At 64.9% G+C, this 24,347-nt stretch carries 25 protein-coding genes and 1 riboswitch; of the genes, 20 read left to right on the top strand and 5 right to left on the bottom strand.

The annotated features are described in order from the left end of the window. The first annotated feature begins 99 nt into the window (after positions 1–99). The 8 genes from IVB31_RS27020 (at position 100) to IVB31_RS27055 (ending at position 9,757) form a co-directional block, all read left to right on the top strand. Entirely contained in the window at positions 100–1,332 is a 1,233-nt protein-coding gene (locus IVB31_RS27020; RefSeq protein ID WP_247329992.1) for a helix-turn-helix domain-containing protein, read from the top strand. 29 nt (positions 1,333–1,361) lie between these two features. After that, positions 1,362–2,000, top strand: coding sequence for a PQQ-binding-like beta-propeller repeat protein (locus IVB31_RS27025; protein ID WP_247329994.1), 639 nt, complete (start codon positions 1,362–1,364; stop codon positions 1,998–2,000). 140 nt (positions 2,001–2,140) lie between these two features. Further along, positions 2,141–3,709: a DUF4403 family protein gene (locus tag IVB31_RS27030; RefSeq protein WP_247329997.1), complete on the top strand. Its 1,569-nt coding sequence runs from the start codon at positions 2,141–2,143 to the stop codon at positions 3,707–3,709. A gap of 130 nt (positions 3,710–3,839) precedes the next feature. Then, on the top strand, positions 3,840–4,949 hold the full coding sequence (locus IVB31_RS27035) for an ABC transporter ATP-binding protein (protein ID WP_247330001.1): 1,110 nt from the start codon (positions 3,840–3,842) through the stop codon (positions 4,947–4,949). A 67-nt stretch (positions 4,950–5,016) separates the two neighbouring features. Beyond that, positions 5,017–6,066, top strand: coding sequence for an ABC transporter substrate-binding protein (locus IVB31_RS27040; protein ID WP_247330005.1), 1,050 nt, complete (start codon positions 5,017–5,019; stop codon positions 6,064–6,066). 217 nt (positions 6,067–6,283) lie between these two features. After that, the gene (locus IVB31_RS27045) at positions 6,284–7,546 is read left to right on the top strand and encodes an ABC transporter permease (protein WP_247330593.1); all 1,263 of its coding nucleotides are present in this window, start codon (positions 6,284–6,286) and stop codon (positions 7,544–7,546) included. After that, on the top strand, positions 7,543–8,370 hold the full coding sequence (locus tag IVB31_RS27050; protein WP_247330009.1) for an ABC transporter permease: 828 nt from the start codon (positions 7,543–7,545) through the stop codon (positions 8,368–8,370). The genes IVB31_RS27045 and IVB31_RS27050 overlap by 4 nt, the downstream gene beginning before the upstream one ends. A gap of 172 nt (positions 8,371–8,542) precedes the next feature. Continuing rightward, entirely contained in the window at positions 8,543–9,757 is a 1,215-nt protein-coding gene (locus IVB31_RS27055; protein WP_247330012.1) for an ABC transporter substrate-binding protein, read from the top strand. 227 nt (positions 9,758–9,984) lie between these two features. On the opposite strand, the gene IVB31_RS27060 is transcribed toward IVB31_RS27055, so the two are convergent. Both IVB31_RS27060 and IVB31_RS27065 read right to left on the bottom strand, forming a co-directional pair. Further along, positions 9,985–10,524, bottom strand: a complete 540-nt coding sequence (locus IVB31_RS27060) for a PRC-barrel domain-containing protein (protein ID WP_247330015.1) — start codon at positions 10,522–10,524, stop codon at positions 9,985–9,987. Positions 10,525–10,765: 241 nt separating this feature from the next. Next, positions 10,766–11,335 (bottom strand): hypothetical protein, encoded by a 570-nt coding sequence (locus tag IVB31_RS27065; protein WP_247330017.1) that lies wholly within the window; start codon positions 11,333–11,335, stop codon positions 10,766–10,768. Between the two features lie 193 nt (positions 11,336–11,528). Here IVB31_RS27065 and IVB31_RS27070 point away from each other — a divergent pair, with 193 nt between their 5' ends. Further along, on the top strand, positions 11,529–12,284 hold the full coding sequence (locus IVB31_RS27070) for a response regulator (protein WP_247330046.1): 756 nt from the start codon (positions 11,529–11,531) through the stop codon (positions 12,282–12,284). 1 nt (position 12,285) lies between these two features. Continuing rightward, positions 12,286–13,611, top strand: a complete 1,326-nt coding sequence (locus tag IVB31_RS27075; protein WP_247330048.1) for an ATP-binding protein — start codon at positions 12,286–12,288, stop codon at positions 13,609–13,611. Positions 13,612–13,613: 2 nt separating this feature from the next. On the opposite strand, the gene IVB31_RS27080 is transcribed toward IVB31_RS27075, so the two are convergent. Further along, positions 13,614–13,844 (bottom strand): hypothetical protein, encoded by a 231-nt coding sequence (locus IVB31_RS27080; RefSeq protein ID WP_247330050.1) that lies wholly within the window; start codon positions 13,842–13,844, stop codon positions 13,614–13,616. Between the two features lie 233 nt (positions 13,845–14,077). Between IVB31_RS27080 and IVB31_RS27085 the strand changes: the two genes are divergently transcribed. The 8 genes from IVB31_RS27085 (at position 14,078) to IVB31_RS27120 (ending at position 21,002) form a co-directional block, all read left to right on the top strand. Next, positions 14,078–14,626 carry a lytic transglycosylase domain-containing protein gene (locus tag IVB31_RS27085; RefSeq protein WP_247330052.1) on the top strand — a complete coding sequence of 183 codons (549 nt, stop codon included), beginning with the start codon at positions 14,078–14,080 and terminating at the stop codon, positions 14,624–14,626. Positions 14,627–14,819: 193 nt separating this feature from the next. Beyond that, positions 14,820–14,964: riboswitch (TPP riboswitch) on the top strand. Then, positions 14,952–15,962 carry an FAD-dependent oxidoreductase gene (locus tag IVB31_RS27090; protein WP_247330054.1) on the top strand — a complete coding sequence of 337 codons (1,011 nt, stop codon included), beginning with the start codon at positions 14,952–14,954 and terminating at the stop codon, positions 15,960–15,962. It overlaps the preceding riboswitch by 13 nt. 7 nt (positions 15,963–15,969) lie before the next feature. Further along, positions 15,970–16,167 carry a sulfur carrier protein ThiS gene (gene thiS / locus IVB31_RS27095; protein ID WP_247330056.1) on the top strand — a complete coding sequence of 66 codons (198 nt, stop codon included), beginning with the start codon at positions 15,970–15,972 and terminating at the stop codon, positions 16,165–16,167. 166 nt (positions 16,168–16,333) lie between these two features. Beyond that, on the top strand, positions 16,334–17,116 hold the full coding sequence (locus tag IVB31_RS27100; RefSeq protein WP_247330058.1) for a thiazole synthase: 783 nt from the start codon (positions 16,334–16,336) through the stop codon (positions 17,114–17,116). Next, positions 17,103–17,711: a thiamine phosphate synthase gene (locus tag IVB31_RS27105; protein WP_247330060.1), complete on the top strand. Its 609-nt coding sequence runs from the start codon at positions 17,103–17,105 to the stop codon at positions 17,709–17,711. The genes IVB31_RS27100 and IVB31_RS27105 overlap by 14 nt, the downstream gene beginning before the upstream one ends. A gap of 177 nt (positions 17,712–17,888) precedes the next feature. After that, the gene (gene thiC, locus IVB31_RS27110; RefSeq protein ID WP_247330065.1) at positions 17,889–19,787 is read left to right on the top strand and encodes a phosphomethylpyrimidine synthase ThiC; all 1,899 of its coding nucleotides are present in this window, start codon (positions 17,889–17,891) and stop codon (positions 19,785–19,787) included. Positions 19,788–19,814: 27 nt separating this feature from the next. After that, on the top strand, positions 19,815–20,384 hold the full coding sequence (locus tag IVB31_RS27115) for a hypothetical protein (protein ID WP_247330068.1): 570 nt from the start codon (positions 19,815–19,817) through the stop codon (positions 20,382–20,384). A gap of 99 nt (positions 20,385–20,483) precedes the next feature. Further along, entirely contained in the window at positions 20,484–21,002 is a 519-nt protein-coding gene (locus IVB31_RS27120; protein ID WP_247330071.1) for a mismatch-specific DNA-glycosylase, read from the top strand. A gap of 167 nt (positions 21,003–21,169) precedes the next feature. Here the strand turns inward: IVB31_RS27120 and IVB31_RS27125 are convergent, their stop codons facing one another. After that, a complete protein-coding gene (locus IVB31_RS27125; RefSeq protein WP_247330073.1) occupies positions 21,170–21,607 on the bottom strand; it encodes a VOC family protein in 438 nt (145 codons plus the stop codon). Between the two features lie 264 nt (positions 21,608–21,871). Here IVB31_RS27125 and IVB31_RS27130 point away from each other — a divergent pair, with 264 nt between their 5' ends. Beyond that, entirely contained in the window at positions 21,872–22,519 is a 648-nt protein-coding gene (locus IVB31_RS27130; RefSeq protein WP_247330075.1) for a glutathione S-transferase family protein, read from the top strand. A 143-nt stretch (positions 22,520–22,662) separates the two neighbouring features. Here IVB31_RS27130 and IVB31_RS27135 read toward each other — a convergent pair whose 3' ends face one another. Next, complete coding sequence (locus IVB31_RS27135) at positions 22,663–23,391, bottom strand: SDR family oxidoreductase (protein ID WP_247330077.1); 729 nt, start codon at positions 23,389–23,391, stop codon at positions 22,663–22,665. A 174-nt stretch (positions 23,392–23,565) separates the two neighbouring features. On the opposite strand from IVB31_RS27135, the gene IVB31_RS27140 reads away from it, so the two are divergent. Continuing rightward, positions 23,566–24,276 carry a glutathione S-transferase family protein gene (locus tag IVB31_RS27140; RefSeq protein WP_247330080.1) on the top strand — a complete coding sequence of 237 codons (711 nt, stop codon included), beginning with the start codon at positions 23,566–23,568 and terminating at the stop codon, positions 24,274–24,276. The last annotated feature ends 71 nt before the right edge of the window (positions 24,277–24,347 follow it).

The raw sequence follows: 24,347 nt of genomic DNA on the forward strand, positions 1-24,347 counted from the left end.
ACGCGGAACCGCTCGCCCCTCACCGCACATTGTCGGCCGTCAACGATTTCTGGCACCGGACGGTTGCGCGGTGGGAGTAACAAGTGTGGCGGGATTTGCATGGAGTCGCTGATCATTGCCGCAGCCCGCGCGTTAGAGGCCGGCGATCCACTCGGCGCCTTGAACCGCGTTGCGCTGCGCAACGATGCACCGTCGCTGGCGCTGCGCGGCATCGCGATGGCTCAGCTCGGCGATCTCGCGAAAGCGAAGACGCTGCTGCGGAGCGCCGCACGCGCGTTCGGCCCGAGAGAAGCGGTTGCGCGTGCAAGATGCGTGGTGGCCGAAGCCGAGATCGCGCTCGTCTCGCGCGACCTGAATTGGCCAGTCACGGCGCTCGCGACCGCGCGGGCGACGCTCGAAAAGCACGGCGACCTCGCCAATGCCGCCCATGCGGGCCATATCGAGGCGCGACGCTCTCTCCTCGTCGGGCGCCTCGACGACGCCGAGCGCATATTGGCCGAGCTCTGCTCCTCCCCGCTCCCGCCCGCTGCGCAAGTCGTCCGCGAGCTCGTGGTCGCGGGCATCGCGATCAGGCGGCTGAAAACAAAGAACGCGCGCGCGGCGCTCGACCGCGCTGCGCGCGCAGCACGCCTGGCCGGCATTCCCGCACTCGCGGCCGAGGTCGAAAGCGCGAACCTCGTGCTGGACACGCCGGCGGCGCGGCTGATCACGCGCGGGCACGAGCGGCCATTGCGGCTCGAACAGGTCGAAGCTCTCGCGACATCGGAGGCCCTCGTCGTCGACTCGTTCCATCATTCGGTTCGCAGGCAAGGCACCGTCGTCCCGCTCGGAACGCGGCCGGTGCTGTTCGCCCTCGCCCGCACTCTCGCACTGGCCTGGCCCGCGGATGTCTCGCGCGAGGCGTTGATCGCGAACGCGTTTCAGGCAAGGCACGTCGATGAATCGCATCGCGCGCGGCTGCGGGTCGAGATCGGGCGCCTCCGCGCCAAGCTCAAGCCTCTCGCCGATGTCAGCGCGACCAGGCAAGGCTTTGCGCTGACACCGCGCAAGACACCGGGCAAGACGCGGGACGTGCTCGTGCTGGCGCGGCCCGTCGAGGAGAAGCACGCTACTCTCCTCGCCATGCTCTCCGACGGCGAGCCATGGTCGAGCTCGGCGCTTGCGCTGGCGCTGGGAACGAGCCCGCGCACGGTGCAACGGTCCCTCGAAGAGCTGGCGCGATCGAGCAAGGTGCAGTCCTTCGGACATGGCCGGGCGCGGCGCTGGATGACGCCGCCCGTCCCGGGTTTCCCGACAGGCTTGTTACTCCCCGGACCGCTCCTCAAGACGTAAGGTGGGAGCACATCACAGGGATCAAGCAGATGAAACGTTCAGCCGCCGAGATCGTCAGGGAGCACGGACCCTTTGCGGGCGTCGAGGCCGTGCACGGCGTCACCTATGATGGCACGCATATGTGGTTCGCATCAGGCGACAAGCTGAACGCCATCGACCCCGATAGCGGCAAGATCGCCCGCTCCATCGATGTCGCCGCGCATGCGGGAACGGCGTTCGACGGCCGGCATCTTTTCCAGATTGCCGAGGACCGCATCCAGAAGATCGACGCGGCGACCGGCAAGGTGCTCACCACCATCCCGGCCCCCGGCGGCGGCGGCGATTCCGGATTGGCCTGGGCCGAGGGCTCGCTCTGGGTCGGACAATATCGCGAGCGCAAGATCCATCAGGTCGATCCCCAGACGGGAAAAATTCTCCGCACCATCGAAAGCAAGCGCTTCGTCACCGGGGTGACCTGGGTGGACGGCGAGCTCTGGCACGGCACCTGGGAGGGCGAGGATAGCGACATCAGGCGGATCGATCCTGATACGGGCAAGGTGCTGGAGCAACTTGAGCTGCCCTCAGGGACGATGGTGTCGGGCTTGGAGTCCGACGGCGGCGATCGCTTCTTCTGCGGCGGCGGAGATCGCGGCAATGTGAGAGCGGTTCGCCGTCCGAAGCGCGGTTAGCCCCGCGATGACGGCCTGAATGCGCAGCAAAGGCCCGTTCGCAGCCGTTAACCTGTTCGCCCCAATTTCACCCCACCGGTGCGCTCTAGCGCCCTCCTCGCCTGCCCTGTAGACTTCTGCCCGGGCGGCTTGGGGGATTGATGCGTCTGACGTTGAATTTGAAGACTGTCCTGATCGCCGTGGCGGTGCTCGCGGTGTCGTTTTTCGTCAGCCTGAAGGCGATGGACTGGCTGGCGCCGCGGGCGACCAATTCCGCGCCGCCGGTCGCGCAACTGCCGCCGCTGCCACCGGTCTCGAAGAGCTCGATCGTGGTGGCGCCGGTCGCCATCGCGCTGTCGGCGATCCGCGAGCAGGCCGAGAGGGCCGCTCCGCGCAATTTCGCCGGCAAGGCCGAGAACCCGATTTCGCAAATCCTGCAGGACGCCGATATCGGCTGGTCCGCCGTGCGCGGGCCGATGGCGGCTGCCGGCGACAAGGACGTGCTGACGATCTCGACGCCGCTCAGCGGCAAGCTGAACGTGACCGGCTCGCTGTCGTCGAAGGCGACCGGCGCGCTCGGTGAGGCACTCGGCAGCGTGCTCGGCGGCGACGCGGCGAAACGGATCGGCGCGGTCAACATCAAGAATTTGAACGCCAGCGCCGAGATCAAGGGCAACGTGGTCGTCAGCTCGCGGCCGAAGCTCGCAGCCAACTGGCATCTCGAGCCCAATCTCGCCGCCCAGGTCAATCTCGGCGACACCAACCTCGCGGTCGCAGGCGCCAAGGTCAACGTGCCGGCGCAGGTCAAGCCGCTGATCGACAAGAATGTCGGCGAGCAGATCAACATCGTCTCCGAGCGCATCCGCAACGATCCCTCGCTGCGCGAGAACGCGAAGCTGCAATGGGCCAAGGCCTGCCGCTCGATCCCGCTGCAAGGAGCAGGATCGTCCGCTGCGTTGCCGCCGCTCTGGCTGGAGATGAAGCCGATCCGCGCCATCGCGGCTCAGCCGCGCGTCGACGCGCAGGCCGTGACGCTGCTGATGGGCCTGGAAGCGGAAACGCGCGTCACGACGACACCGACCAAGCCCGACTGCCCGTTCCCCGACAAGATCTCGATCGTGCCGCCGACCGGCACCGGCGTGAATATCGGCGTGCCCATCGACATGCCCTTCACCGAAATCAACAAGCTGATCGCGGCGCAGATGGTCGGCCACACCTATCCCGAGGATGGCTCCGGCCCCGTCGACGTCACCGTGAAGAGCGTCAATGTGGTCCCGTCCGGCGAGCGGCTGCTGATCTCGCTTTTGGTGCGCGCCAAGGAAAAGAAGAGCTGGCTCGGTCTCGGCGCCGAGGCGACCGTGCACATCTGGGGCCGGCCGATGCTTGACCAGGCGCAGCAGACGCTGCGGCTCGCCGACATCCAGCTCGCGGTCGAGTCCGAGGCTGCCTTTGGCCTGCTCGGCGCGGCGGCGCGCGCGGTGGTGCCGCAGATGCAGCAGGCGCTGGTGCAGAAAGCCACGGTCGATCTGAAGCCGATCGCCGCCAACGCACGCGAGAAGATCGCCGCCGTGATTGCCGACCTCCAGAAGAGCGAGGACGGCGTCAAGGTCGATGCGAAGATCGACAGTCTGACGCTGGCCGACATCGCCTTCGATTCCAAGACGCTGCGCGTGATCGCGGAAGCCGGCGGCACGCTGAATGTGTCGGTGACGAAGCTGTCGGGGATGTAGCGCGTCCTCACGCGCCGCGACCGCGCGCGCGTCGCTTGCGCCGCTGGCATTCTCGCTGCAGGATGCTAAGCTGTTTCACGCCACCTCGAACGGGGTGCTGACAGCACTGAGCTGATGACGCGAGGACGAGATGGAAGCCGGCAAGGTCACGCCTGCGCCGGCACTGGTGCGCTTTTCCGGCATCCAGAAGACCTACGATGGCGAGCAACTCGTGGTGAAGAACCTCGATCTCGACATCAGGAAGGGCGAGTTCATCACCCTGCTCGGCCCGTCGGGCTCGGGCAAAACGACCACGCTGATGATGCTGGCCGGCTTCGAGGTTCCGACCCGTGGCGAGATCTACCTCGCGGAACGGCCGATCAAGAACGTGCCGCCACATAAGCGCGACATCGGCATGGTGTTCCAGAACTATGCCTTGTTTCCGCACTTGACGATCGCGGAGAATATCGCCTTCCCGCTGTCCGTTCGCAACACGAACAAGGCGGAAGCGCAGGAGCGCGTCAAGGCGGCGTTGCGCATGATCAAGATGGAAACCCTGGCGCAGCGCCGGCCCGGGCAGCTGTCCGGCGGTCAGCAGCAGCGCGTGGCGCTGGCCCGCGCGCTGGTCTTCAATCCGCAACTCGTGCTGATGGACGAGCCCCTGGGCGCGCTGGACAAGCGCCTGCGGGAGCAGATGCAACTGGAGATCAAGCAACTGCACGAAACGATGGGCATCACCGTCGTCTACGTTACCCACGATCAGAGTGAAGCGCTCACCATGTCGGACCGCATCGCCGTGTTCAACGACGGCATCGTGCAGCAGATCGACAGGCCCGATGCGCTGTACGAGCACCCGGTCAACAGCTTCGTCGCCAACTTCGTCGGCGAGAACAATGTGCTGGCCGGCACCGTCGAGACGGTTGAAAAGGACTATTGCCGCGTCGCGCTGGCGACCGGCAGCTCCGTCATGGCCCGTGCGGTCAACGTATCAGGCGCGGGCGCCGGCACGTCGCTTTCGGTGCGGCCCGAGCGGGTCTCCATCCTGATGGGCGGCAACTCCGCCGACGGCCCGAACCGACTGCCGGCCACGGTGCAGAACACCATCTATCTCGGCGACCACGCGCTCGCCCTGCTCGATGTCGCGGGCAACGGCGAGTTCATGGTCAAGCTACAGCCTGGGGCGCATGACAGCCTGAGATCTGGCGAGAGTGTCTTCATCACCTTTCGCCCCGAAGACTGCCTCGCGCTCGATCCCGTTTGATCCAATTGGCAAGTGGACCGGTACCGCTCAACCTCGACGCAACTCACACGAAGAAGGAACAACGACCATGCTGAAGCGCAAGATTGCTCTGGGTTTCGCCGCGGCGTTCAGCGCCAGCGCTGCGCTGGCCACGGCCGCGCAGGCGCGTGACCTCACAATCGTGTCATGGGGCGGCGCATATCAGGATGCCCAGAAGAAGGTCTATTTCGAGCCGTTCAAGAAGGCGGCCAGCGTTCCGATGAACGACGAATCCTGGGACGGAGGCGTCGGCGTGTTGCGCGCCAAGGTGCAGGGTGGTGCTGCCACCTGGGACGTCGTCCAGGTCGAGAGCGACGAACTGGCGGTCGGCTGCGAGGAAGGCCTGTTCGAGAAGATGGACTATTCCAAAATCGGAGGTGAGGCCGCCTATATCCCGCCCTCGGTCAATCCCTGCGGCGTCGGCGCCATCCTCTACGATTTCGTTCTCGGCTACGACAAGGACAAGCTGAAGGACGCCCCCAAAGGCTGGGCCGATTTCTTCGACACCAGGAAGATTCCGGGCAAGCGCGGCCTGCGTCAGGGCCCGAAGACCACGCTGGAAATCGCACTGATGGCCGACGGCGTCGCACCGAAGGACGTCTACAAGGTGCTGGCGACCGACGAGGGCATCGAGCGCGCATTCAAGAAGCTCGACACCATCAAAGGCGACATCGTTTGGTGGAAGGCCGGCGCCCAGCCGCCGCAATTGCTCGCCTCCGGCGAGGTGGCGATGACCTCGGTCTACAATGGCCGCATCGACACCGCGAACAAGAATGACAAGAAGAACTTTGGCATGGTGTGGGACGGGGCGCTCTTCACCATCGACAGCTGGGTCATCCTGAAGGGCAGCCCGAACAAGGACGCGGCCTACAAGTTCCTGGACTTCGCAGGCAAGCCGGAGAACCAGTCCAAGCTGTCGGAGAACATTGCCTACGGCACTTCGAACAAGGAGGCAGCCGCTCTGCTCGCGCCCGCCGTCCTGAAGGACCTGCCGACAGCACCTGATAACATCAAGAACGCGGTCGAGATCAACGTGGCTTTCTGGCTCGAGAACATCGACCGCCTGACCGAGCGCTTCAACAAATGGGCCGCGAAATAGCGCGCGACAGCAGCAGCGTGCGGCGTGCATTGAGAGCATTTTCGTTGCGGCCATCCTTCGAGACGCCCGCCTTAGGCGGGCTCTTCAGGATGAGGACTGAGTGTGCGGCCGCGATCTCACAAGGACCAATGGCGATGAGCCTCATCCTGACGAGACCGCGAAGCGGTCGTCTCGAAGGACGAGGCGCTTGCTCAGGTCACTCCAAAAGGCTCAATCGATGACGGCCGCGCTCCTGACCAACGCCGCTACCCGGACCGAGTTGCCGCTCAAGCGCCGCCTGAAGCGGGCGGAGCGCGCGCGCCAGTTCAAGGCGTTGGCACTGGTTGTGCCGCTTCTGCTGTTTCTGCTCTTCACGTTCGCAGGCCCGATCGCCGGCATGCTGTGGCGTGCGGTCGATGACCGGGAGGTGCGTCAGGTCCTGCCGCAAACGGTCGCCGCTCTCGCCAGCTGGGACGGCAAGGATCTGCCGGACGAAAAGGCCTACGCGGCGCTGGCCAGCGACATCCTGGCGGCGCGCGCCTCCGCCACCATCGCTATCGCGGCCAAGCGGCTCAACTACGCAACCAACGGCTTTCGCACGATCCTGACCAGCACGGCACGCAATCTGAAGGCGGAGCCGGAGCCCGGCACGGCCAGAGAGACGCTGGTCAAGATCAACCCGGCCTGGCGCGAACGCACCACCTGGACCACGATCAAGGACGCCAGTGGCCCGGTGACCGGCTTCTATCTTCTGGCGGCCCTCGACCTGACGCGGAACGTGGATGGCGCGATCGTCGCGGCACCACCGGATCAGGCCATCTACCGCGATATCTTCGTCCGCACCTTCCTCATCAGCCTGGGTGTCACGGCGCTCTGCCTGATCCTCGGCTTCCCGGTCGCCTATTTGCTGGCGTCGCTGCCGCCGGGCCGGTCGAATCTGCTGATGATCTTCGTCCTGTTGCCGTTCTGGACGTCGCTACTGGTCCGCACCTGCGCCTGGATCGTCTTGCTGCAGAGCCAAGGCGTCGTGAACGACAGCCTGCACTGGCTTGGCATCATCGACCAGCCGCTGCGCCTGATCTACAACCGCTTCGGTGTCTGCGTGGCAATGACCCACGTTCTCCTGCCGTTCATGATCCTGCCGCTGTACAGCAGCATGAAGGCGATCTCGCCTGCTTACATGCGCGCCGCCGCCTCGCTAGGTGCGCCACCGGTCACGGCCTTCCTGCGGATCTACCTGCCTCAAACCCTGCCGGGCATTGGCGCGGGAAGCCTGCTCGTGTTCATCCTGGCGCTCGGCTACTACATCACACCGGCACTGGTCGGGGGCGCCGCCGACCAGATGATGAGCTATTTCATCGCGCTGTACACGACCGAGACCGCCAACTGGGGCCTTGCTTCGGCGTTGGGTGCGGTGCTGCTGCTCGCCACCATTCTGCTGGCCCTCGTCTACGGCAAGCTGGTGCAAGGCCAGCAGGTCACGGGAGGGATGAAGAATTGAGCAACAATTCCTCACTCCGCACGCCCAGCCAGCGCATCGCGTGGACTGCGACCATCGTTGTCTCCACGCTGGTGTTCATCTTCCTGATCGCGCCGATCCTGGCGATCATGCCGCTGTCGTTCAGCTCGGGGTCCTATCTGACCTATCCGCTGCCGGGCCTCTCCTTGCGCTGGTATGACGACTTCATCAATTCGTCGCGCTGGATGAATTCGCTGAAGAACAGCATGATCATCGGCGTCGCCTCGACCCTGCTGTCGATGGTGCTCGGCACGCTGGCCGCGCTGGGGCTGGCGCAGTGGAAAAGCAGGTTCAAGCCGCTCGTGCTGGCTTTCGTGCTGTCGCCGGTCGTCGTGCCCGGTGTCATCACCGCGGTCGGTCTGTATTTCTTCTTTGCGCCGATCGGACTGACCGGCAGTTATCTCGGCTTGATCCTGGCCCACACCGCGCTCGCGACGCCCTTTGTCGTCATCACGGTCGGCGCGACGCTGCAGAGCTTCGACACCAATCTGGCGCGCGCCGCCGCCTCGCTCGGCGCCTCGCCGCTTTACGCCTTCCGCCGCGTGATCCTGCCGTTGATCCTGCCCGGCCTCGCGTCGGGCGCGCTGTTCGCCTTCGCGACCAGCTTCGATGAGGTGGTGATCGTGCTGTTCATGGCAGGGCCGGAACAACGCACACTGCCGCGCGAAATGTTCAGCGGCATCCGCGAGAACATCAGCCCGACCATCACGGCCGCGGCAGTGGTTCTGACGACGGTATCGGTCATCCTCCTCGCCACACTGGAAGGCCTGCGCCGGCGCAACGAGCGGCTCAAAGGCAGCAGCTGATCGACGCTGGACTTCTCCCTCTCCCCGCTCGCGGGTCGGGGCGAAGGAAACACCGTCCGCCCCTTCATATTTTGCATTCCGCTACAGCGCGAATCGCTTAGCTGCCGCGACTGATTGTCGCTAGAACCTCTATGCAACAACGCCCAAACAACGACACACAGGGAGAAACAACATGCAAAAACTCATCGCCGCGGTCGCGGCCGGTCTCGCTCTCGCCGCCACGTCAGGCGCCGCGCAGGCGCAGATTTCCGACGAAATCGTCAAGATCGGCGTGCTCACGGACATGTCGAGCCTCTATGCGGACGCGACCGGCAAGGGTTCGCTCGCCGCCGTCGAGATGGCGGTCGCCGATTACGGCGGCAAGGTCGCCGGCAAGCCTGTCGCAGTCGTCGCCGCCGATCACCAGAACAAGCCCGACGTCGGCGTCAACATCGCCCGCAACTGGTACGACAACGACAAGGTCGACGCGATCTTCGACGTGCCGACCTCCTCGGTGGCGCTGCCGATCTCGGCGCTGACGCGCGAGAAGAACAAGATCCACATCAATTCCGGCGGCGGCTCCTCCGATATCACCGGCACCGCCTGCTCGCCCAACACAGTGCACTGGACCTACGACACCTATGCGCTGTCGAACGTCGCAGGCCGAGCGATGGTGAAGCGCGGCGAGGACACCTGGTTCTTCGTCACCGCCGACTACGCTTTCGGCATGGCGCTGCAGCGCGACGCCGCCAACGTGGTCAAGGAAAGCGGCGGCAAGGTGCTCGGCGAAGTCCGGCATCCGCTCAACTCGTCGGATTTTTCCTCCTTCCTGCTCCAGGCCCAGGCCTCCAAGGCCAAGGTGGTCGCGCTCGCCAACGCCGGCGGCGACACCACCAACGCGCTGAAGCAGGCGGCCGAGTTCGGGCTCACGGAAGGCGGCCAGAAGATGATCGCCCTGCTCATGGAGATCACCGACGTTCATTCGCTCGGCGTCAAGTCGACCCAGGGCCTGATCATCACTGACGCGTTTTACTGGGACACCAACGAGGAGACGCGCGCCTTCTCGAAGCGCTTCAACGAAAAGGTCGGGCACATGCCGACCATGATCCAGGCCGGGCTCTATTCGGCGACAATGCACTATCTGAAGGCGATCGAGGCCATCAAGACCGACGAGGCGCCGAAGGTGATGGAGCAGATGCGCAAGACGCCGGTCAACGACTTCTTCGCCAAGAACGGCAAGATCCGCATCGACGGCCGCATGGTCCACGACATGTATCTGTTCGAGGTCAAGAAGCCCGAGGAATCCAAAGGCGAGTGGGACCTCTACAAGCTGATCGCCACCGTGCCCGGAGACGAGGCCTTCCGCCCGCTCGACAAGGGCGGCTGCCCGCTGGTGAAGGGAAACTAGCCGACCCCTGACCGGCTGGCGCCAATTCCTCATCCTGAGGAGCGCGTCTTCGCGCGTCTCGAAGGATGAAGGCCCGGCCCAGAACTTCCACTTGGGCCTCGCCCTTCGAGACGCGCGCGAAGAGCGCGCTCCTCAGGGTGAGGGGGCATCATCTCACAATGACGAAAGACACGACAGCGCGCCCGGTGAAAACCGGGCGCGCTTCGTTTTAGGCGCTTAGAGCCGAATTACTCCGAGTACTTGAACTCGGGCATGTTCTTCAGCTCGTCCTTGCTCGCATTGAACACGGCGTGGTCCGGATACCACTTCGACGAAGACGTGGCGGTCGTATTGGTGGTCGCGGGCCTGGTGGTGTCGGTGCCGGTCGCAGCGCCCGTCGTCGTGGTCGCGGCGGGCTTGGCGCCCGGGTTGGTGCCGGTGCCGGTGTAGGCCACGGCCTCGTTGACGAACTTCAGCTTGTCAAAGGGCACGGCAACCAGATGCTCGCCCAGGCCGAGAAAGCCGCCGACGCCGATCACGGCGATCTTGATGTTGCCGCTCTTGTCCGTCAGCAGGTCGTTGATCGAGCCGATGTTCTCGTTGGCGTCATTATAGACCTTGATGCCGTCCATCTTGGACGTGCGCCATTGGCCCGAGGCGCTCGTGGTCGTCGTCGTGGCGGCCGCGGCCGGCGCCTTGTCGGTGGTGGCGGTCGGCGATTGCGCAAACGCAACTGTGGCAAGAAGCGCGGTGCCGGCAAGGCCGGCGGCGATCGATTTCATCAACATGTTGTCCTCTCCTTCGGCAGAAAAACTTGTCCGGAGAAAACAGCGCTGATCACTCACAGTTCCGGGCATGCTGCAATTTCGTCGCGCGGGGCGAGCCCGGAATCCCGCTGCGATGGTTCCTAAGTCACCCAGGAACGTTTTGCAGCGCAGCGTTCCTCGCCGACGCTCAGGCGCCGTGGGTCACGCGCCGTGGGTGAAGCATGATCGCGGCGCGGAACGCGCCGACCTGGCGTCGCTCGGGTCAGCTCTTGTAGTCGATCAGAAGTGCGGAGAGGTCCGAGCTGCTGGATGAGCTGCCGCTGGCGCCATAGGACGACGCCGACGATTGCGACTGCTGCAGCGCCTCGAGGAACTGCTTGAGGATATCGGCCGTGGTGGAGGTGGTCGACGTGTTGCTGATCGGGTCCGTCGACGACGAATCCGAAGAGCTGTCATCCGGCGGCGGACCGGGCGGGGGCCCGCCCGTACCGCCGGGACCACCGGCACCGCCGGGGCCATTGGCGAAGGCGGACTGGAATACGTTCTTCAGCTCGTCGGCCTGGTCCGAGGTCAGCGTTCCGTTCGACGCCTCGTTCGAGATGAGGTCGTCGATCTTCGACTTGATGTCGTCCTTGGAGGGACGCGCGCCGCTCGACTGGTCGCTGGATCGGCTCTGCTGCAGCGCTTTGTCGATGTCGGTCAGCGCCGTCGAAAGCGCCGACTGGTCCGACGACGAGACCGTGCCGGCGGAAACTTCCGATTGCAATTGTTGCTGCAGCCGCTGCAACGGCGACTGGTGGTTACCGGCGGAGGCCGCCGAAATCGAGGTCATGATGGCTCCGTGGATTTTGCGAGGTTTCTTTGCGGGGTTTCTTGCGTGACCACGCCACGGTATGGTTAACCGCCTTAACGAGAGCTTGCCGCTCCACTGCCCGGGAATGTCCCGGTGTTGCGACAGGAGCCATGGAAATAATCTGAAACAAAAATCTTCGCCTTTTGGCCCGAATCTTGGACAAACAAAGCGCATGGCCATTCCCAATCCCAACATCCTGGTCGTCGAAGACGACCGCGAGACCCGGACGTTGATTGCGAAATATTTGCGCAACAACGCCTGCAACGTCACCGCCGTGAGCGACGGCCGCGAGATGTCGCGCGCCATGGCCGATCACCGCATCGACCTCATCATCCTCGACGTCATGCTGCCCGGCGAGGACGGCCTCAGCCTGTGCCGCAAGGTGCGCGCGGAGGCGCAGACGCCGATCATCATGCTGACCGCACGCGGCGAGGACATCGACCGCATCGTCGGCCTCGAGATGGGCGCGGATGATTATCTGCCGAAACCGTTCAACCCGCGCGAGCTGCTCGCCCGCATCAACGCGGTGCTGCGCCGCCAGGCGTCCGCACAAGCGGCGAGCTCGATCGAAGGCGCGAGCACGCTCGCCTTCGAAGGCTGGCGCATCGATCTGCGCCTGCGCGAGCTGCGCAATCCCGAAGGCGCGCGCGTCGCGGTGACCAGCGCCGAGTTCGATCTGCTCAGAACCTTCTGCGAGCGGCCCGGCCGCGTGCTGTCGCGCGACAGCCTGCTCGACCTCACGCAGGGGCGCAGCACCGGCTCGTTCGAGCGCTCGATCGACGTGCTGGTCAGCCGCATCCGCCGCAAGATCGAGCCCAATCCGGCCGACCCGACCATGATCAAGACGGTGCGCTCCGGCGGCTATCTGTTCACACCAAGAACTGAAGCGCTAAGAACGGAAGCGGTCGCGGCAGCCTTGAGCATCTGACATGCGGCTTTTGGGATTTTTCCATCTCAGGAGCATCAGCGGCCAGATCGCCGCGCTCGTCGTGGTGTCGATCGTCGCGCTTCATGTCATCATCACGGCGGGTTTTCTGATGACGCGGCCGGACCGCGCGGCGGCACCGCCCGACAGCGAGCATGAACTCGTCAATGCGGCGCTGCTGCTGTCTGCGGCCGACGCGAGCGAGCGGCCGCGCCTTCTCGCCGACATCGCGCGCGCCTTTCCGGAGCTGCGGGTCGAAGCGATCGCGCCCGGCTCCGTGACGGCCGCCGGCGATCGCGAGGGCCCGCATTTGCACGGCATGCGCCGCCATCTCGGTGAGGGCTACAAGGTCGTCACGCTGGCGCCGAACGGCGGCTCGTCCCGGACCGGCATCCAGCTGCCCGACGGCACCACGATCGCCGGCCATATCGAACGGGGGCGGCCGGGCTGGTTCTGGGGCAATCCCTTGATATCGACGCTGCTGTCTGCCGTGATCAGCGTGACGCTGCTCGGCGTATGGGCAGCTCATGCGCTCGCCGCGCCGCTGTCGTCGTTTGCAAGAGCGGCCGAAAGCTTCAGCCTGGACGGGACGGCGGATCCGCTGCCGGAGCGCGGCCCGGAGGAGATCCGCTCGGTCGCGCGCGCGCTCAACCGCATGCACGAGCGGATCGCGCGGCTGATGTCGGATCGCACCAGGATGCTGGCCGCGATCAGCCACGACCTGCGCACACCGATCACGCGGCTGCGCCTGCGCGCCGAGTTCATCGAGGACGAAGGCAACCGCAAGCGCATGCTGATCGATCTCGACCAGATGCGCTCGATGCTGGAATCCGTGCTGTCGCTGTTGCGCAACGACCGCCAGATCGAGGCGGTGACGCTGGTCGACATCGCGAGCACGCTGCAGCTCATCGCCGACCAGTTCGGCGACATGGGCCATGTCGTGCACTATGACGGCCCGCAATCTGCGGCCGCCGCGGGCCGGCCCGACGATCTGCATCGCGGCGTCACCAACCTCGTCGAGAACGCGGTGCGCTTCGGCGCCGAGGTGACGATCCGCCTCGACATATCGAGCACCAGGCTCGTCATCGACGTCGAGGACGACGGTCCCGGCATTTCGGATGCACGCAAGCAGGAGATGCTGGAGCCGTTCGTGCGCGGCGACGACGCCCGCACCATGGACGAGTCCACCGGCTTCGGGCTCGGCCTGTCGATCGCGCGCGCGATCGCGGTCGCCCATGGCGGCGAGCTGTCGCTGCACGACCGCGAGCCGCACGGGCTGATCGTGCGGATGCAATTGCCGGTGTGGCAACAGCCGCGGCTGGCGGCTTAGCTTCAGGCCGCAAGCGGCGGGTGCGCGATGGGCACTTCGTCGAAGATCGCGATCGCCTCGAAGCGGTAGCCGCAGGCGTGGCAGGTCCAGAGGTAGGAGACGCGCCCCTCACCCGGCTCGATCCAGTCGGGCTGGGCGATCGGCGTGCCGCATTGGGCACAGGGGTTTTGTCTGGGGATCTCATGGGTTGGGATATCGCCATTGGTGACGTTGACCATGGTTGCTTTTGTCATGGCACCTCTCCCGATTCGCTGGCCGCTTCATACTCGCTTTCGCATGCGTGCGCGAATAGACAGGCGTGCTGTCGCGGGTTGTCCGTCTGATGGAACTCCTGCGCCACCTTTGAGTCGTCACAGCGGCTCGGCGCCCCGAAAAAGTTAACGGCGGCGTTTGGTCACATCATCGCCGCGTTCGGGAGGCCTAACGGCACCGGGGGCAGGTTACTCAGGGACGTCCGGGACATTCGATGAAAATCTTACATGTTGCCGCGCTGCTCGCGGCCGGACTGATTTTGCCCCAGGCCGCATTCGCGGGCGAAGCCGAATATTCCGAGATGGTCGCGGCCCATGCGCGCGCCAACGGCGTGCCGGAAGCGCTGGTGCACCGCGTGATCATGCGCGAGAGCCGCTACCAGCCCGGCCTGGTCGGCCATGGCGGCACCATCGGGCTGATGCAGATCAAGCTCGCGACCGCCCGCGGGGTCGGCTACACCGGCGATGCCGCAGGCCTGCGCGACCCCAACACCAACCTCACCTATGCCGTGAAGTATCTGGCCGGCGCCTATCACGCCGCCAATGGCGATCACGCCCGAGCCGTGCGTTATTTCGCGGGCGGCTATTACTACGCCGCGAAGCGGCAGCGGCAGGAGACTATGCAGGTCGCCAATATGGGCGAGCCCAGTATGGGCCAGCCCTGGCTCGAGCCGAACGGCAATCCGCAGCCGATGTTCGGTACCGTGCCGCACCGGAAGCTCGCCCAGCGCGTCCGCAACGCCCGGGCACAGGCCCTGAAGTAGCCTTCGTGTCCCGGGCAAGCTGCGGCGCAAAGCGCCGCGGCGCTGACCCGGGACCCAGGGCCACGCGCACAAATGGGCCCCGGCTCTGCCACGCACCACGCCGCAAAGGGGGCACGCTGCATCGCGTCCGGGGCACGATCGGTGGGGTTCCCGGCAACATGCGTTGACACAGCCCGTCACTGGCCTACATTAGAGCCGTTCCGAGGGGTGCTCCGAGGAGGAGCTGAGATACCGCTAAATGGGCAAGCCTGCACGTCAGCAAGCCGGCCCAGGACCGCGGTGACCCTTTGAACCTGATCCGGGTCATGCCGGCGAAGGGACAGGGATGTTGCAGACGACCAAGCGACCGGATTCCCCGGTATCCATTATCGGCGCAGGCATTGCAGGCGCCTGGCAGGCCTTGCTGTTCGCGCAGGCCGGCCACGTCGTCACCCTGCACGAGCGCGGTGACGCCGACATGACCGATGCCACCAGCCATTGGGCCGGCGGCATGCTCGCGCCTTATTGCGAGGCGGAGGTTTCCGAACCGATCATCTCCAGGCTCGGCCTGCGCTCGCTCGACATCTGGCGGCGCGAGCTGCCCGACACGCCCTTCAACGGCTCGCTCGTCGTCGCCCATCCGCGCGAGCGCAACGATTTCGAGCGCTTCGCCCGGATGACCGAGGGCCATCGCCGGCTCGATGCCGCAGGCCTCGCCGAGCTCGAGCCGTCGCTGGAAGGCCGCTTCCGCGATGCGCTGTTCTTCCCGACCGAAGGCCATGTCGAGCCGCGCCGCGTGCTGCCGAAACTGCACGCGCGCATCCGCGCCGCCGGGGGCACCATCAAGTTCGGAAGCGATGTCGCCGCACGGGATCTCGACGGCATCGTGATCGACTGCCGCGGCCTTGCCGCGCGCGACGAGCAGCCGGACTTGCGCGGCGTCAAGGGCGAGATGATCCTGATCGAGACCAGCGAGGTGCAGCTGGCGCGCCCTGTGCGGCTGATCCATCCGCGCTGGCCGCTCTACGTGATCCCGCGCGAGGACAATCTGTTCATGCTCGGCGCGACCTCGATCGAGGCCGAGGACACCGGCGTCAGCGTGCGCTCGGCGCTGGAGCTCTTGGGTGCCGCCTACGCCGTGCATCCCGCCTTCGGCGAGGCCCGCATCGTCGAATTCGGCTCCGGCCTCCGCCCTGCTTTTCCCGACAATCTGCCGCGCATCGGTGTTCGCGGTGACAAGATCGCCGTCAACGGCCTCTACCGCCACGGCTTCCTGATCGCGCCGGCGCTTGCCGAGCTGACGCTCGCCTTTGTCGAGCGCGGCCAGATCGACAATGAGGTGATGCAATGCGCGTGATCGTCCAATGCTTGTGATCGTCAACGGCGAGCAGCGCGAGATAAATTCGGCCAGCGTCGACGCGCTGCTGAGCGAGCTCGACTACGAGGGCACGCATTTCGCGATCGCGCTGAACTACGACGTCGTGCCGAAAAGCCGCTGGGCCGAGACCCACCTCAAGGCGGGCGACGAGATCGAGATCATCACGCCGCGGCAGGGAGGGTGAGCGGGATGAAGGCACACGCTATCCACGTCGTCCCGGCGAAGGCCGGGACCCATAGCCACCGCTGTTCATTGGACGGACGGCGATTGCCAGAGTGCCCCAAGACAAATCACGCGGTATGGGTCCCGGCCTTCGCCGGGACGACATTTGAATTCGCGGAGACACCTTCATGGTGACCTTCTACGGCAAGACCTTCGCCTCCCGCCTGCTGATCGGCAGCGCGCTCTATCCCTCGCCTGCGATCATGCAAGGCGCGATCCGTGCCTCGGGCTCGAACATCGTCACGGTGTCGCTGCGGCGCGAATCCGCCGGCGGCAAAACTGGCGACGCGTTCTGGAATCTGATCCGCGAGCTCGACGTCACCGTGCTGCCGAACACCGCCGGCTGCCGCAGCGTGCGCGAAGCCGTGACTACCGCAAAACTCGCGCGCGAATTGTTCGGCACGTCCTGGATCAAGCTGGAAGTCATCGCCGACAACGACACGCTGCAGCCCGATGTCATTGGTCTGGTCGAGGCCGCCGCCATCCTGATCAAGGACGGCTTTGAGGTGTTCCCCTATTGCACCGAGGATCTCTCGGTCGCCAACCGCCTGGTCGACGCCGGCTGCAAGGTGGTGATGCCGTGGGCCGCTCCCATCGGCAGCGCGAAGGGCATCACCAACCGCGACGCGCTGAAACTGATGCGCGAGCGGCTGCCCGACATCACGCTGGTGGTCGACGCCGGCTTAGGGGCGCCGTCGCATGCGGCAGAGGCGCTGGAGCTCGGCTACGACGCCGTGCTGCTCAACACCGCCATCGCCAAAGCCGCCGATCCCGTCGCCATGGCCAACGCCTTCCGCCTCGGCTGTGATGCCGGCCGCACCGCATACGAAGCCGGGCTGATGAACGCCCGCGACTTCGCCTCCCCCTCCACTCCTGTCGTTGGGACACCTTTTTGGCATGCCGTATCCTGATCGCTTCTATCCCGTCGTCGACAGCCTCGCCTGGGTCGAGCGCCTGACCAGGCTCGGCGTCGGCACCATCCAGCTGCGCGCAAAGGACCTCGACGATTCGCAGTCGCTCCAGATGGTCAGCGACGCGCTGGCGATCACCAAGGGCACGCAGGCCAGGCTCGTCGTCAACGACTATTGGCGCGCGGCGATTGTCGCGGGTGCAAAGTACCTGCATCTCGGCCAGGAGGACCTTGCCGACGCGGACCTCAACTCCATCCGCGAGGCCGGCCTGTCGCTCGGCATCTCCACCCATGACGAGGACGAGCTTGCGACCGCGCTCGCCGCAAAACCCGACTATGTCGCGCTGGGCCCGATCTTCTTCACCACGCTCAAGTCGATGCGCTTCGAACCGCAGGGCATTCCAAAGATCACGGAATGGAAGAAACTCATCGGCCCCATTCCGCTGGTCGCGATCGGCGGCATCAAGTTCGAGCACGCCGCGGAGATTTTTGCGGCAGGCGCGGATTCCATCGCCGTCGTCAGCGACATCACCCAGAATGCCGACCCGGATGCGCGGGTACGGCAATGGCTCGGCCTGTCCGCGGAGGCCGCGTGATGCACCTTACACTCTCCCCACACTTCGCGTCATCGCCCGGCTTGTCCGGGCGATCCAGTACGCCGCGGCCTTTCCGCATCCCACTACAGTCTCTGGAATACTGGATCCCCGCTTTCGCGGGGATGACAGCTGTAATCGACGTTCGCGCAGCGACGCCAACGAACTAAGGAGGATCCCATGAACATCCGCTCCAATCCCGAAAAAACCGTCCCCGCCGTCACCACCGGCCCCCTTCCCTCCTCGCGAAAGATCTTCGCGTCGCCCGACGCCGCGCCTGATATCCGCGTGCCCCTGCGCGAGATCATCCTCTCCGAAGGCGCCGGCGAGCCGAACCTGCCGGTGTACGACACCTCCGGCCCCTACACCGATCCGAGCGTGACCATCGACGTCAACGCCGGCCTCGCGCGCGGTCGCAAGGCCTGGGTGCTGGAGCGCGGCGGCGTCGAGGAATATCAGGGCCGCCAGATCAAGCCGGAGGACAATGGCAGCGTCTCCACCGACAAGGCCGCGCGCGCCTTCTCGGCCTATCACCAGCCGCTGCGCGGCCTCGACGGCCACAAGATCACCCAGCTCGAATTCGCCCGCGCCGGCATCATCACCAAGGAGATGATCTACGTCGCCGCGCGCGAAAATCTCGGCCGCAAGGAGCAGCTCGAGCGCGCGGAAGCAGCCCTTGCCGACGGCGAAAGCTTTGGCGCCGAGGTTCCCGCCTTCATCACGCCGGAGTTCGTCCGGAGCGAGATCGCGCGCGGACGTGCCATCATTCCCTGCAACATCAACCACTCAGAGCTCGAGCCGATGATCATCGGCCGCAACTTCCTGACCAAGATCAACGCCAATATCGGCAACTCGGCAGTGACTTCATCCGTCGAGGAAGAGGTCGAGAAGATGGTGTGGGCGATCCGCTGGGGCGCCGACACCGTGATGGACCTCTCCACCGGGCGCAACATCCACACCACGCGCGAATGGATCCTGCGCAACGCACCGGTGCCGATCGGCACCGTTCCGATTTATCAGGCGTTGGAGAAGTGCGACGGCGATCCGGTCAAGCTGACCTGGGAGCTCTACAAGGACACCCTGATCGAGCAGTGCGAGCAGGGCGTCGACTATTTCACCATCCACGCCGGCGTGCGCCTGCCCTACATCCACCTCACCGCCAACCGGGTCACCGGCATTGTTTCTCGTGGTGGTTCCATTATGGCGAAGTGGTGCCTGGCGCATCACAAGGAAAGCTTCCTCTACACCCATTTCGACGAGATCTGCGACCTCATGCGCAAGTATGATGTCTCGTTCTCGCTCGGCGACGGCCTGCGCCCGGGCTCGATCGCGGACGCCAACGACCGCGCGCAGTTTGCCGAACTCGAAACGCTCGGCGAGCTGACAAAAATCGCGTGGGCGAAGGGTTGCCAGGTCATGATCGAAGGCCCCGGCCACGTGCCGATGCACAAGATCAAGATCAACATGGACAAGCAGCTCAAGGAGTGCGGCGAAGCGCCGTTCTACACCCTCGGGCCCCTGACCACCGACATCGCGCCGGGCTATGACCACATCACCTCGGGCATCGGTGCGGCCATGATCGGCTGGTTCGGCTGCGCCATGCTCTGCTACGTCACGCCGAAGGAGCATCTTGGGCTACCCGACCGCAACGACGTCAAGGTCGGCGTCATCACCTACAAGATCGCCGCCCACGCGTCCGATCTCGCCAAGGGCCACCCTGCAGCCCAGCTCCGCGACGACGCGCTCTCCCGCGCCCGTTTCGATTTCCGCTGGACCGACCAGTTCAACCTCGGCCTCGACCCCGAGACCGCCAAGAACTTCCACGACGAGACCCTGCCGAAGGAAGCCCACAAGGTCGCCCATTTCTGCTCGATGTGCGGCCCAAAATTCTGCTCGATGAAGATCACCCAGGACGTGCGGGACTATGCGGCCACGCTGAACGATCCGAACGGCGTGGGGATGTCGATGAGCGGGACCGCCGAAGACGGCATGGCGAAGATGAGCGCGAAGTTCAAGGAGATGGGCGAGAACTTGTATCTGGATGCGGAGAAGGTGAAGGAGAGTAATCGGGTGTTGTGAACGACGTTCTAACTCGGCGTGCTCACTATGCGGTTTGAAGTCCTACCTGGATTACCGCCGTACGGCCCCCCAGCCGTATCGTTCACGGAGAACGGCCCTCGCGAATGGCGCGAGGGCCAAGTTGTTCGCTTCTATCCATCGGATTCGGAACCGTGGGTTGGTAATTTTCTTGGTGGATTGACCAAATTCAGTTCGGTTCTGCGTCATCCGAACGGAAGCGACGTAATCGTTATCGCGATGGGCGAAGCCGTTGTCGTCGATCCCGAGACACGCACCTTGCGCGACCGTATTGGGGCTCAAATCGAGGAGATCTTTGTTCTCGAAGAAGAGAAGTCCGTTGTGTTTCGCAGCATAGTTGATTTCTGCGCGATCGCTGCGGACAATACCAAATGGCACAGTCCACGAGTTTCCTGGGACGGCTTTCGTGGTCTCAAGAGAAGCGGGCTGGAACTATCTGGCGAGGCATGGACTCCTATCCAGGACGCCTGGGTTCCTTTTCAGCTCGACCTCTCAAACGGGCAATGCCTCAACGCTATTTACCAAGCCGACATGAGCAGAGCGCGTGAGGTTGTCGCGAGACCAACCCCCAAATCATAGGGGTAGCAAGCATAGCCCAGATGAGCGCAGCGGCATCCGAGGTCTATACCGTCCCGCATATCGCTCCGCTCATGCGGGCTACCGACGTGGATAATTGACGTGCCCGCCTCCGCCGTTCACCGCCTGCCCGACCAACTCCTCCCCAACCTCCGCCTCGTCTTCGTCGGCACCGCGGCCAGCACGCGCTCGGCTGAACTCGGGCACTACTACGCCCATCCCGGCAACCGCTTCTGGGGCGCGCTACATGAGGCCGGGATCACGCCGCGCCGCTATCAGCCCAGCGAGTTCGCAGCGCTGATCGCGCTTGGGATCGGCTTCACCGATCTCTCCAAGTCGGGCGCGGGGATGGATCACCAGATCGCGGCGGAGACGATCGACGTGCCGGGATTCAAAGCCAAGATCGAACAGTTTCGCCCGAGGACGATTGCGTTCACGAGCAAGAAGGCGGCGAGCTTGTTTTATGGCAGGCCATCGAGTGGGATTGCGCTGGGGCGGCAACCACGCGACGAGAGCTCGCCGGAGATATTCGTGCTGCCCTCGCCATCAGGCGCTGCATCCGGGCACTGGACGCTGGAGCCGTGGCGGGAGCTGGGGAACTGGATCGCCGGGACGAAATAGGCGGGAAGGTCTCGGATTTCACATGCTCTCGTGTCCCGGGCAAGCGCAGCGCAGACCCGGGACCCAGAAGCTCGGGTGCGCACTCGGCATGGGCCCCGGCTCTGCAGCGCACCACGCCGCGAAGGGCGGCGCAGTGCGCAGCGTCCGGGGCACGGCAACCCCAGCCCTCACCCCGCATACGCCCGATCCAGATCCGCAATCACGATCTTCCTCATCTGCATCATCGCCTGCATGACACGGTTCGCCTTGCTGCGGTCGGGATCGCCGAGGTAGCGGCCGAGCGCTGACGGGATCACCTGCCAGGACAGGCCGAACTTGTCCTTGAGCCAGCCGCAGCGGGATTCCTCGCCGCCGTCGGCGGCGAGCCTGTCCCAGAAATAGTCGACCTCGCCTTGCGTCTCCACGCTGATGAAGAACGACACCGCCTCGTTGAACTTGTATTGCGGCCCGCCGTTGAGCGCGTTGAAGCGCTGGCCTTCGAGTTCGAACACCGCCATGAAGTCGCTGACGGTCTCAACCCTGGCGTTGGGGAACACCGATTTGTAGAAGGCGACGGCCTCCGGCACGTTGTTGTCGAACCAGAGAAACGGCGTGATGGAGGTCATGAACGGATATCCTTTTGCCTCGGGCGGGCGCGCGGCGGCGCGCCGATGTTCCAAGGACGAGGCAGGAGACAACGATCCGACATTGGCGGCGGGATTTTCTTGTAGCCCGGATGAGCGATAGCGACACCCGGGGCCGGCAGCTGCCCCGCATTTCGCTATCGCTCATGCGAGCTACGGGGTCCACGAAAACCCATTAACCTGTCGGAATCCATTCATTCCATTCGTCCTCCGAACGCAGAACGCGATCAACCCCGGAGCCCCTACATGCCCACCATCGCCGCCTTCGCAAGCTCACCCGACCGTGGCCGCGGACAAGCTCGCGACATGCGGGTGCGCTGGGCGCTCGAGGAGGTCAGCCAGCCCTACGACGTGCGTCTGGTTTCGTTCGAGGACATGAAGGCGCCCGCGCATCTCTCCCTGCATCCGTTCGGGCAGATTCCGACCTATGAGGACGGCGATCTCGCCTTGTTCGAGTCCGGCGCGATCGTGCTCCATATTGCCGAGCGCCATGCCGGGCTGCTGCCGACCGATCCGAACGCCCGGGCGCGCGCGATCGCGTGGATGTTTGCCGCGCTGAGCACGCTGGAGCCGCCGATCGTCGAGCTCGGGATGGCCATGCTGTTCGAGCGCGACAAGAGCTGGTACGCGGAGCGGCTGCCCATGCTCAGGGATCGCGTCCGTGTCAGGCTCGGCGAATTGTCCCGCCGCCTTGGCGAAGCCGACTGGCTCGACGGCGCGTTCAGCGCCGGCGATCTGATGATGGTGACGGTGCTGCGCCGGTTGAACGCGTCGGGCCTGCTGGACGACTATCCAGATATCGCCGCCTATGTCGCCCGCGGCGAAGCGCGGCCGGCCTTCAGGCGCGCTTTCGACGCTCAACTGGCGGTTTTCATCGCCGCATCGAAGAGCTGATAGCGTAGTTGGTAGGATGGGTAGAGCAAAGCGAAACCCATCAACTGGAGCAGCAGGGCGCGCCCGTTCGACCGCACCGAACACCACGCTGCCCGACCGCAAACCGGGCGATGGGTTTCGCTACGCTCTACCCATCCTACACACTAGAGATCGAAATTGGTCGGCAGCATCACCACGTCGCGAATTGTCATGCCGCGCGGCCGCGTCAACATGAACATCACGACCTCGGCAACTTCGCTGGCCTCCAGCAGGCTTCCCGAGTCCCGGGCTTCCTTCAGCTTCTCCGGCGGCCAGTCCGCGAGCAGGGCGCTGACGACCGGGCCTGGCGAGATCGAGCCGACTCGGATGCCGTGCTTGAAGACCTGGCGCCGCACCGTCTGGACGAAGCAATTGACCGCCCATTTGGACGACGCATAGACCGGCTCCCACGGCGTCGGAAAATGCGCCGCCAGCGAACTGGTGACGATGATGTCGCCGGTCCGGCGCGCGATCATGTGCGGCAGCACGTCGTGCACGTTTTTCATCACGACGTTGACATTCAGGTTCAGCATCCGGTCGATCGCCATGGTGTCGGCATCGACCAGATCGCCACCGACATACGTGCCGGCATTCGCATGCAGGATGTCGAGCTGACCGGCCTGCTCCAGAACGCGCGGCAGCAGCGTTGCGCAGTCTTTTGGGTCGAGCAGGTCGACCAGCAGCGGCATCACTGCGTCGCCGTGCTTGTCGCAGAGCGCCTTCAGCGCGGCCTCGTCGCGATCGACCATCACCACGCGCGCGCCCGCGGCCAGCATCGCCTCGGTGCTGGCCAATCCGATGCCCGACGCAGCCCCGGTCACGGCTGCAACCTTGCCTTCCAAGTCTCTCGCCATAGGGTCACCGTCGCTGACGTCACGGGGATGCGGAGTATAACAATCCCGGGTGGCGTTGTCGGGGCAAACCCGCGACGATGCCGATCGTCCGCCGAGGGAGGCGGCGCGCAAAGCGCGAGACTGTTGCAAGGGCGTCACTGCGGCGATACGACTTCAGCTTGAGGAGCGTGTCCCATGCTGACCCTCTATTCCTATCCAGAACTGTTCGGCGTCGCCGACAACAACGGTTACGGCCTCAAGGTCTATGCCTTCCTAAAGCTCGCCGGCGTGCCGTTCGTGCACGAGCATGTGTTCGATGCCGCCGCCGCGCCGCGCGGGCAGCTGCCCTATGTCGTCGACGACGGCGAGACCATCGGCGACAGCGAGACCATCATCGCGCACGCGATCGCGAAATATCGCCTGGGCATCGATGCGGCGCTATCAGCCGAGCAGCGGCGAACCAACCATTTCGTCACGCGCATGCTGGATGACCTCTACTGGGTGATGTCGTATTCGCGCTGGAAGGACGAACGTTATTACCCGGCGTTCCGCGACGCCTTCATGGCGCAGCACAAGCAGATCGACGCGGCGGGGTTCGAGAAGGCCAAGGCCTACAACGCGCAGCGCTATCACTACCAGGGCATCGGCCGCTACACGCCCGAGCAGGCCTACGCGCGGGGCCTCGCCGATCTGCAAGTGCTGGCGGAGATCGTGCCGGCGGCCGGCTTCGTCCACGGCGCGACGCCTGCCAGCATCGATGCCGGCATCTACGGCTTCATCGCCAACATCTATTACTTCCCCATCCCGACGCCGCTGAAGGCGTTCGTCGATGCGCAGACCAATCTCGTCGCGCATTGCGAGCGGATTCATGAAGCGGTAACGCCACGACCACAGACCTCATCCTGAGGAGATCGCGAAGCGATCGTCTCGAAGGATGGCTGCGGGCGACGCGGGCCTGCATGGTTCGAGACGGCGCT

It is taken from the genome of Bradyrhizobium sp. 21 (assembly GCF_023073335.1).
GTDB lineage: Bacteria > Pseudomonadota > Alphaproteobacteria > Rhizobiales > Xanthobacteraceae > Bradyrhizobium.

Coding starts and splice junctions, on each gene's coding strand:
- IVB31_RS27020 (WP_247329992.1), top strand. CDS start 100: ATGGAGTCGCTGATCATTGCCGCAGCCCGCGCGTTAGAGGCCGGCGAT.
- IVB31_RS27025 (WP_247329994.1), top strand. CDS start 1,362: ATGAAACGTTCAGCCGCCGAGATCGTCAGGGAGCACGGACCCTTTGCG.
- IVB31_RS27030 (WP_247329997.1), top strand. CDS start 2,141: ATGCGTCTGACGTTGAATTTGAAGACTGTCCTGATCGCCGTGGCGGTG.
- IVB31_RS27035 (WP_247330001.1), top strand. CDS start 3,840: ATGGAAGCCGGCAAGGTCACGCCTGCGCCGGCACTGGTGCGCTTTTCC.
- IVB31_RS27040 (WP_247330005.1), top strand. CDS start 5,017: ATGCTGAAGCGCAAGATTGCTCTGGGTTTCGCCGCGGCGTTCAGCGCC.
- IVB31_RS27045 (WP_247330593.1), top strand. CDS start 6,284: ATGACGGCCGCGCTCCTGACCAACGCCGCTACCCGGACCGAGTTGCCG.
- IVB31_RS27055 (WP_247330012.1), top strand. CDS start 8,543: ATGCAAAAACTCATCGCCGCGGTCGCGGCCGGTCTCGCTCTCGCCGCC.
- IVB31_RS27060 (WP_247330015.1), bottom strand. CDS start 10,524: ATGTTGATGAAATCGATCGCCGCCGGCCTTGCCGGCACCGCGCTTCTT.
- IVB31_RS27065 (WP_247330017.1), bottom strand. CDS start 11,335: ATGACCTCGATTTCGGCGGCCTCCGCCGGTAACCACCAGTCGCCGTTG.
- IVB31_RS27070 (WP_247330046.1), top strand. CDS start 11,529: ATGGCCATTCCCAATCCCAACATCCTGGTCGTCGAAGACGACCGCGAG.
- IVB31_RS27075 (WP_247330048.1), top strand. CDS start 12,286: ATGCGGCTTTTGGGATTTTTCCATCTCAGGAGCATCAGCGGCCAGATC.
- IVB31_RS27080 (WP_247330050.1), bottom strand. CDS start 13,844: ATGACAAAAGCAACCATGGTCAACGTCACCAATGGCGATATCCCAACC.
- IVB31_RS27085 (WP_247330052.1), top strand. CDS start 14,078: ATGAAAATCTTACATGTTGCCGCGCTGCTCGCGGCCGGACTGATTTTG.
- IVB31_RS27090 (WP_247330054.1), top strand. CDS start 14,952: ATGTTGCAGACGACCAAGCGACCGGATTCCCCGGTATCCATTATCGGC.
- thiS (WP_247330056.1), top strand. CDS start 15,970: ATGCTTGTGATCGTCAACGGCGAGCAGCGCGAGATAAATTCGGCCAGC.
- IVB31_RS27100 (WP_247330058.1), top strand. CDS start 16,334: ATGGTGACCTTCTACGGCAAGACCTTCGCCTCCCGCCTGCTGATCGGC.
- IVB31_RS27105 (WP_247330060.1), top strand. CDS start 17,103: ATGCCGTATCCTGATCGCTTCTATCCCGTCGTCGACAGCCTCGCCTGG.
- thiC (WP_247330065.1), top strand. CDS start 17,889: ATGAACATCCGCTCCAATCCCGAAAAAACCGTCCCCGCCGTCACCACC.
- IVB31_RS27115 (WP_247330068.1), top strand. CDS start 19,815: ATGCGGTTTGAAGTCCTACCTGGATTACCGCCGTACGGCCCCCCAGCC.
- IVB31_RS27125 (WP_247330073.1), bottom strand. CDS start 21,607: ATGACCTCCATCACGCCGTTTCTCTGGTTCGACAACAACGTGCCGGAG.
- IVB31_RS27130 (WP_247330075.1), top strand. CDS start 21,872: ATGCCCACCATCGCCGCCTTCGCAAGCTCACCCGACCGTGGCCGCGGA.
- IVB31_RS27135 (WP_247330077.1), bottom strand. CDS start 23,391: ATGGCGAGAGACTTGGAAGGCAAGGTTGCAGCCGTGACCGGGGCTGCG.
- IVB31_RS27140 (WP_247330080.1), top strand. CDS start 23,566: ATGCTGACCCTCTATTCCTATCCAGAACTGTTCGGCGTCGCCGACAAC.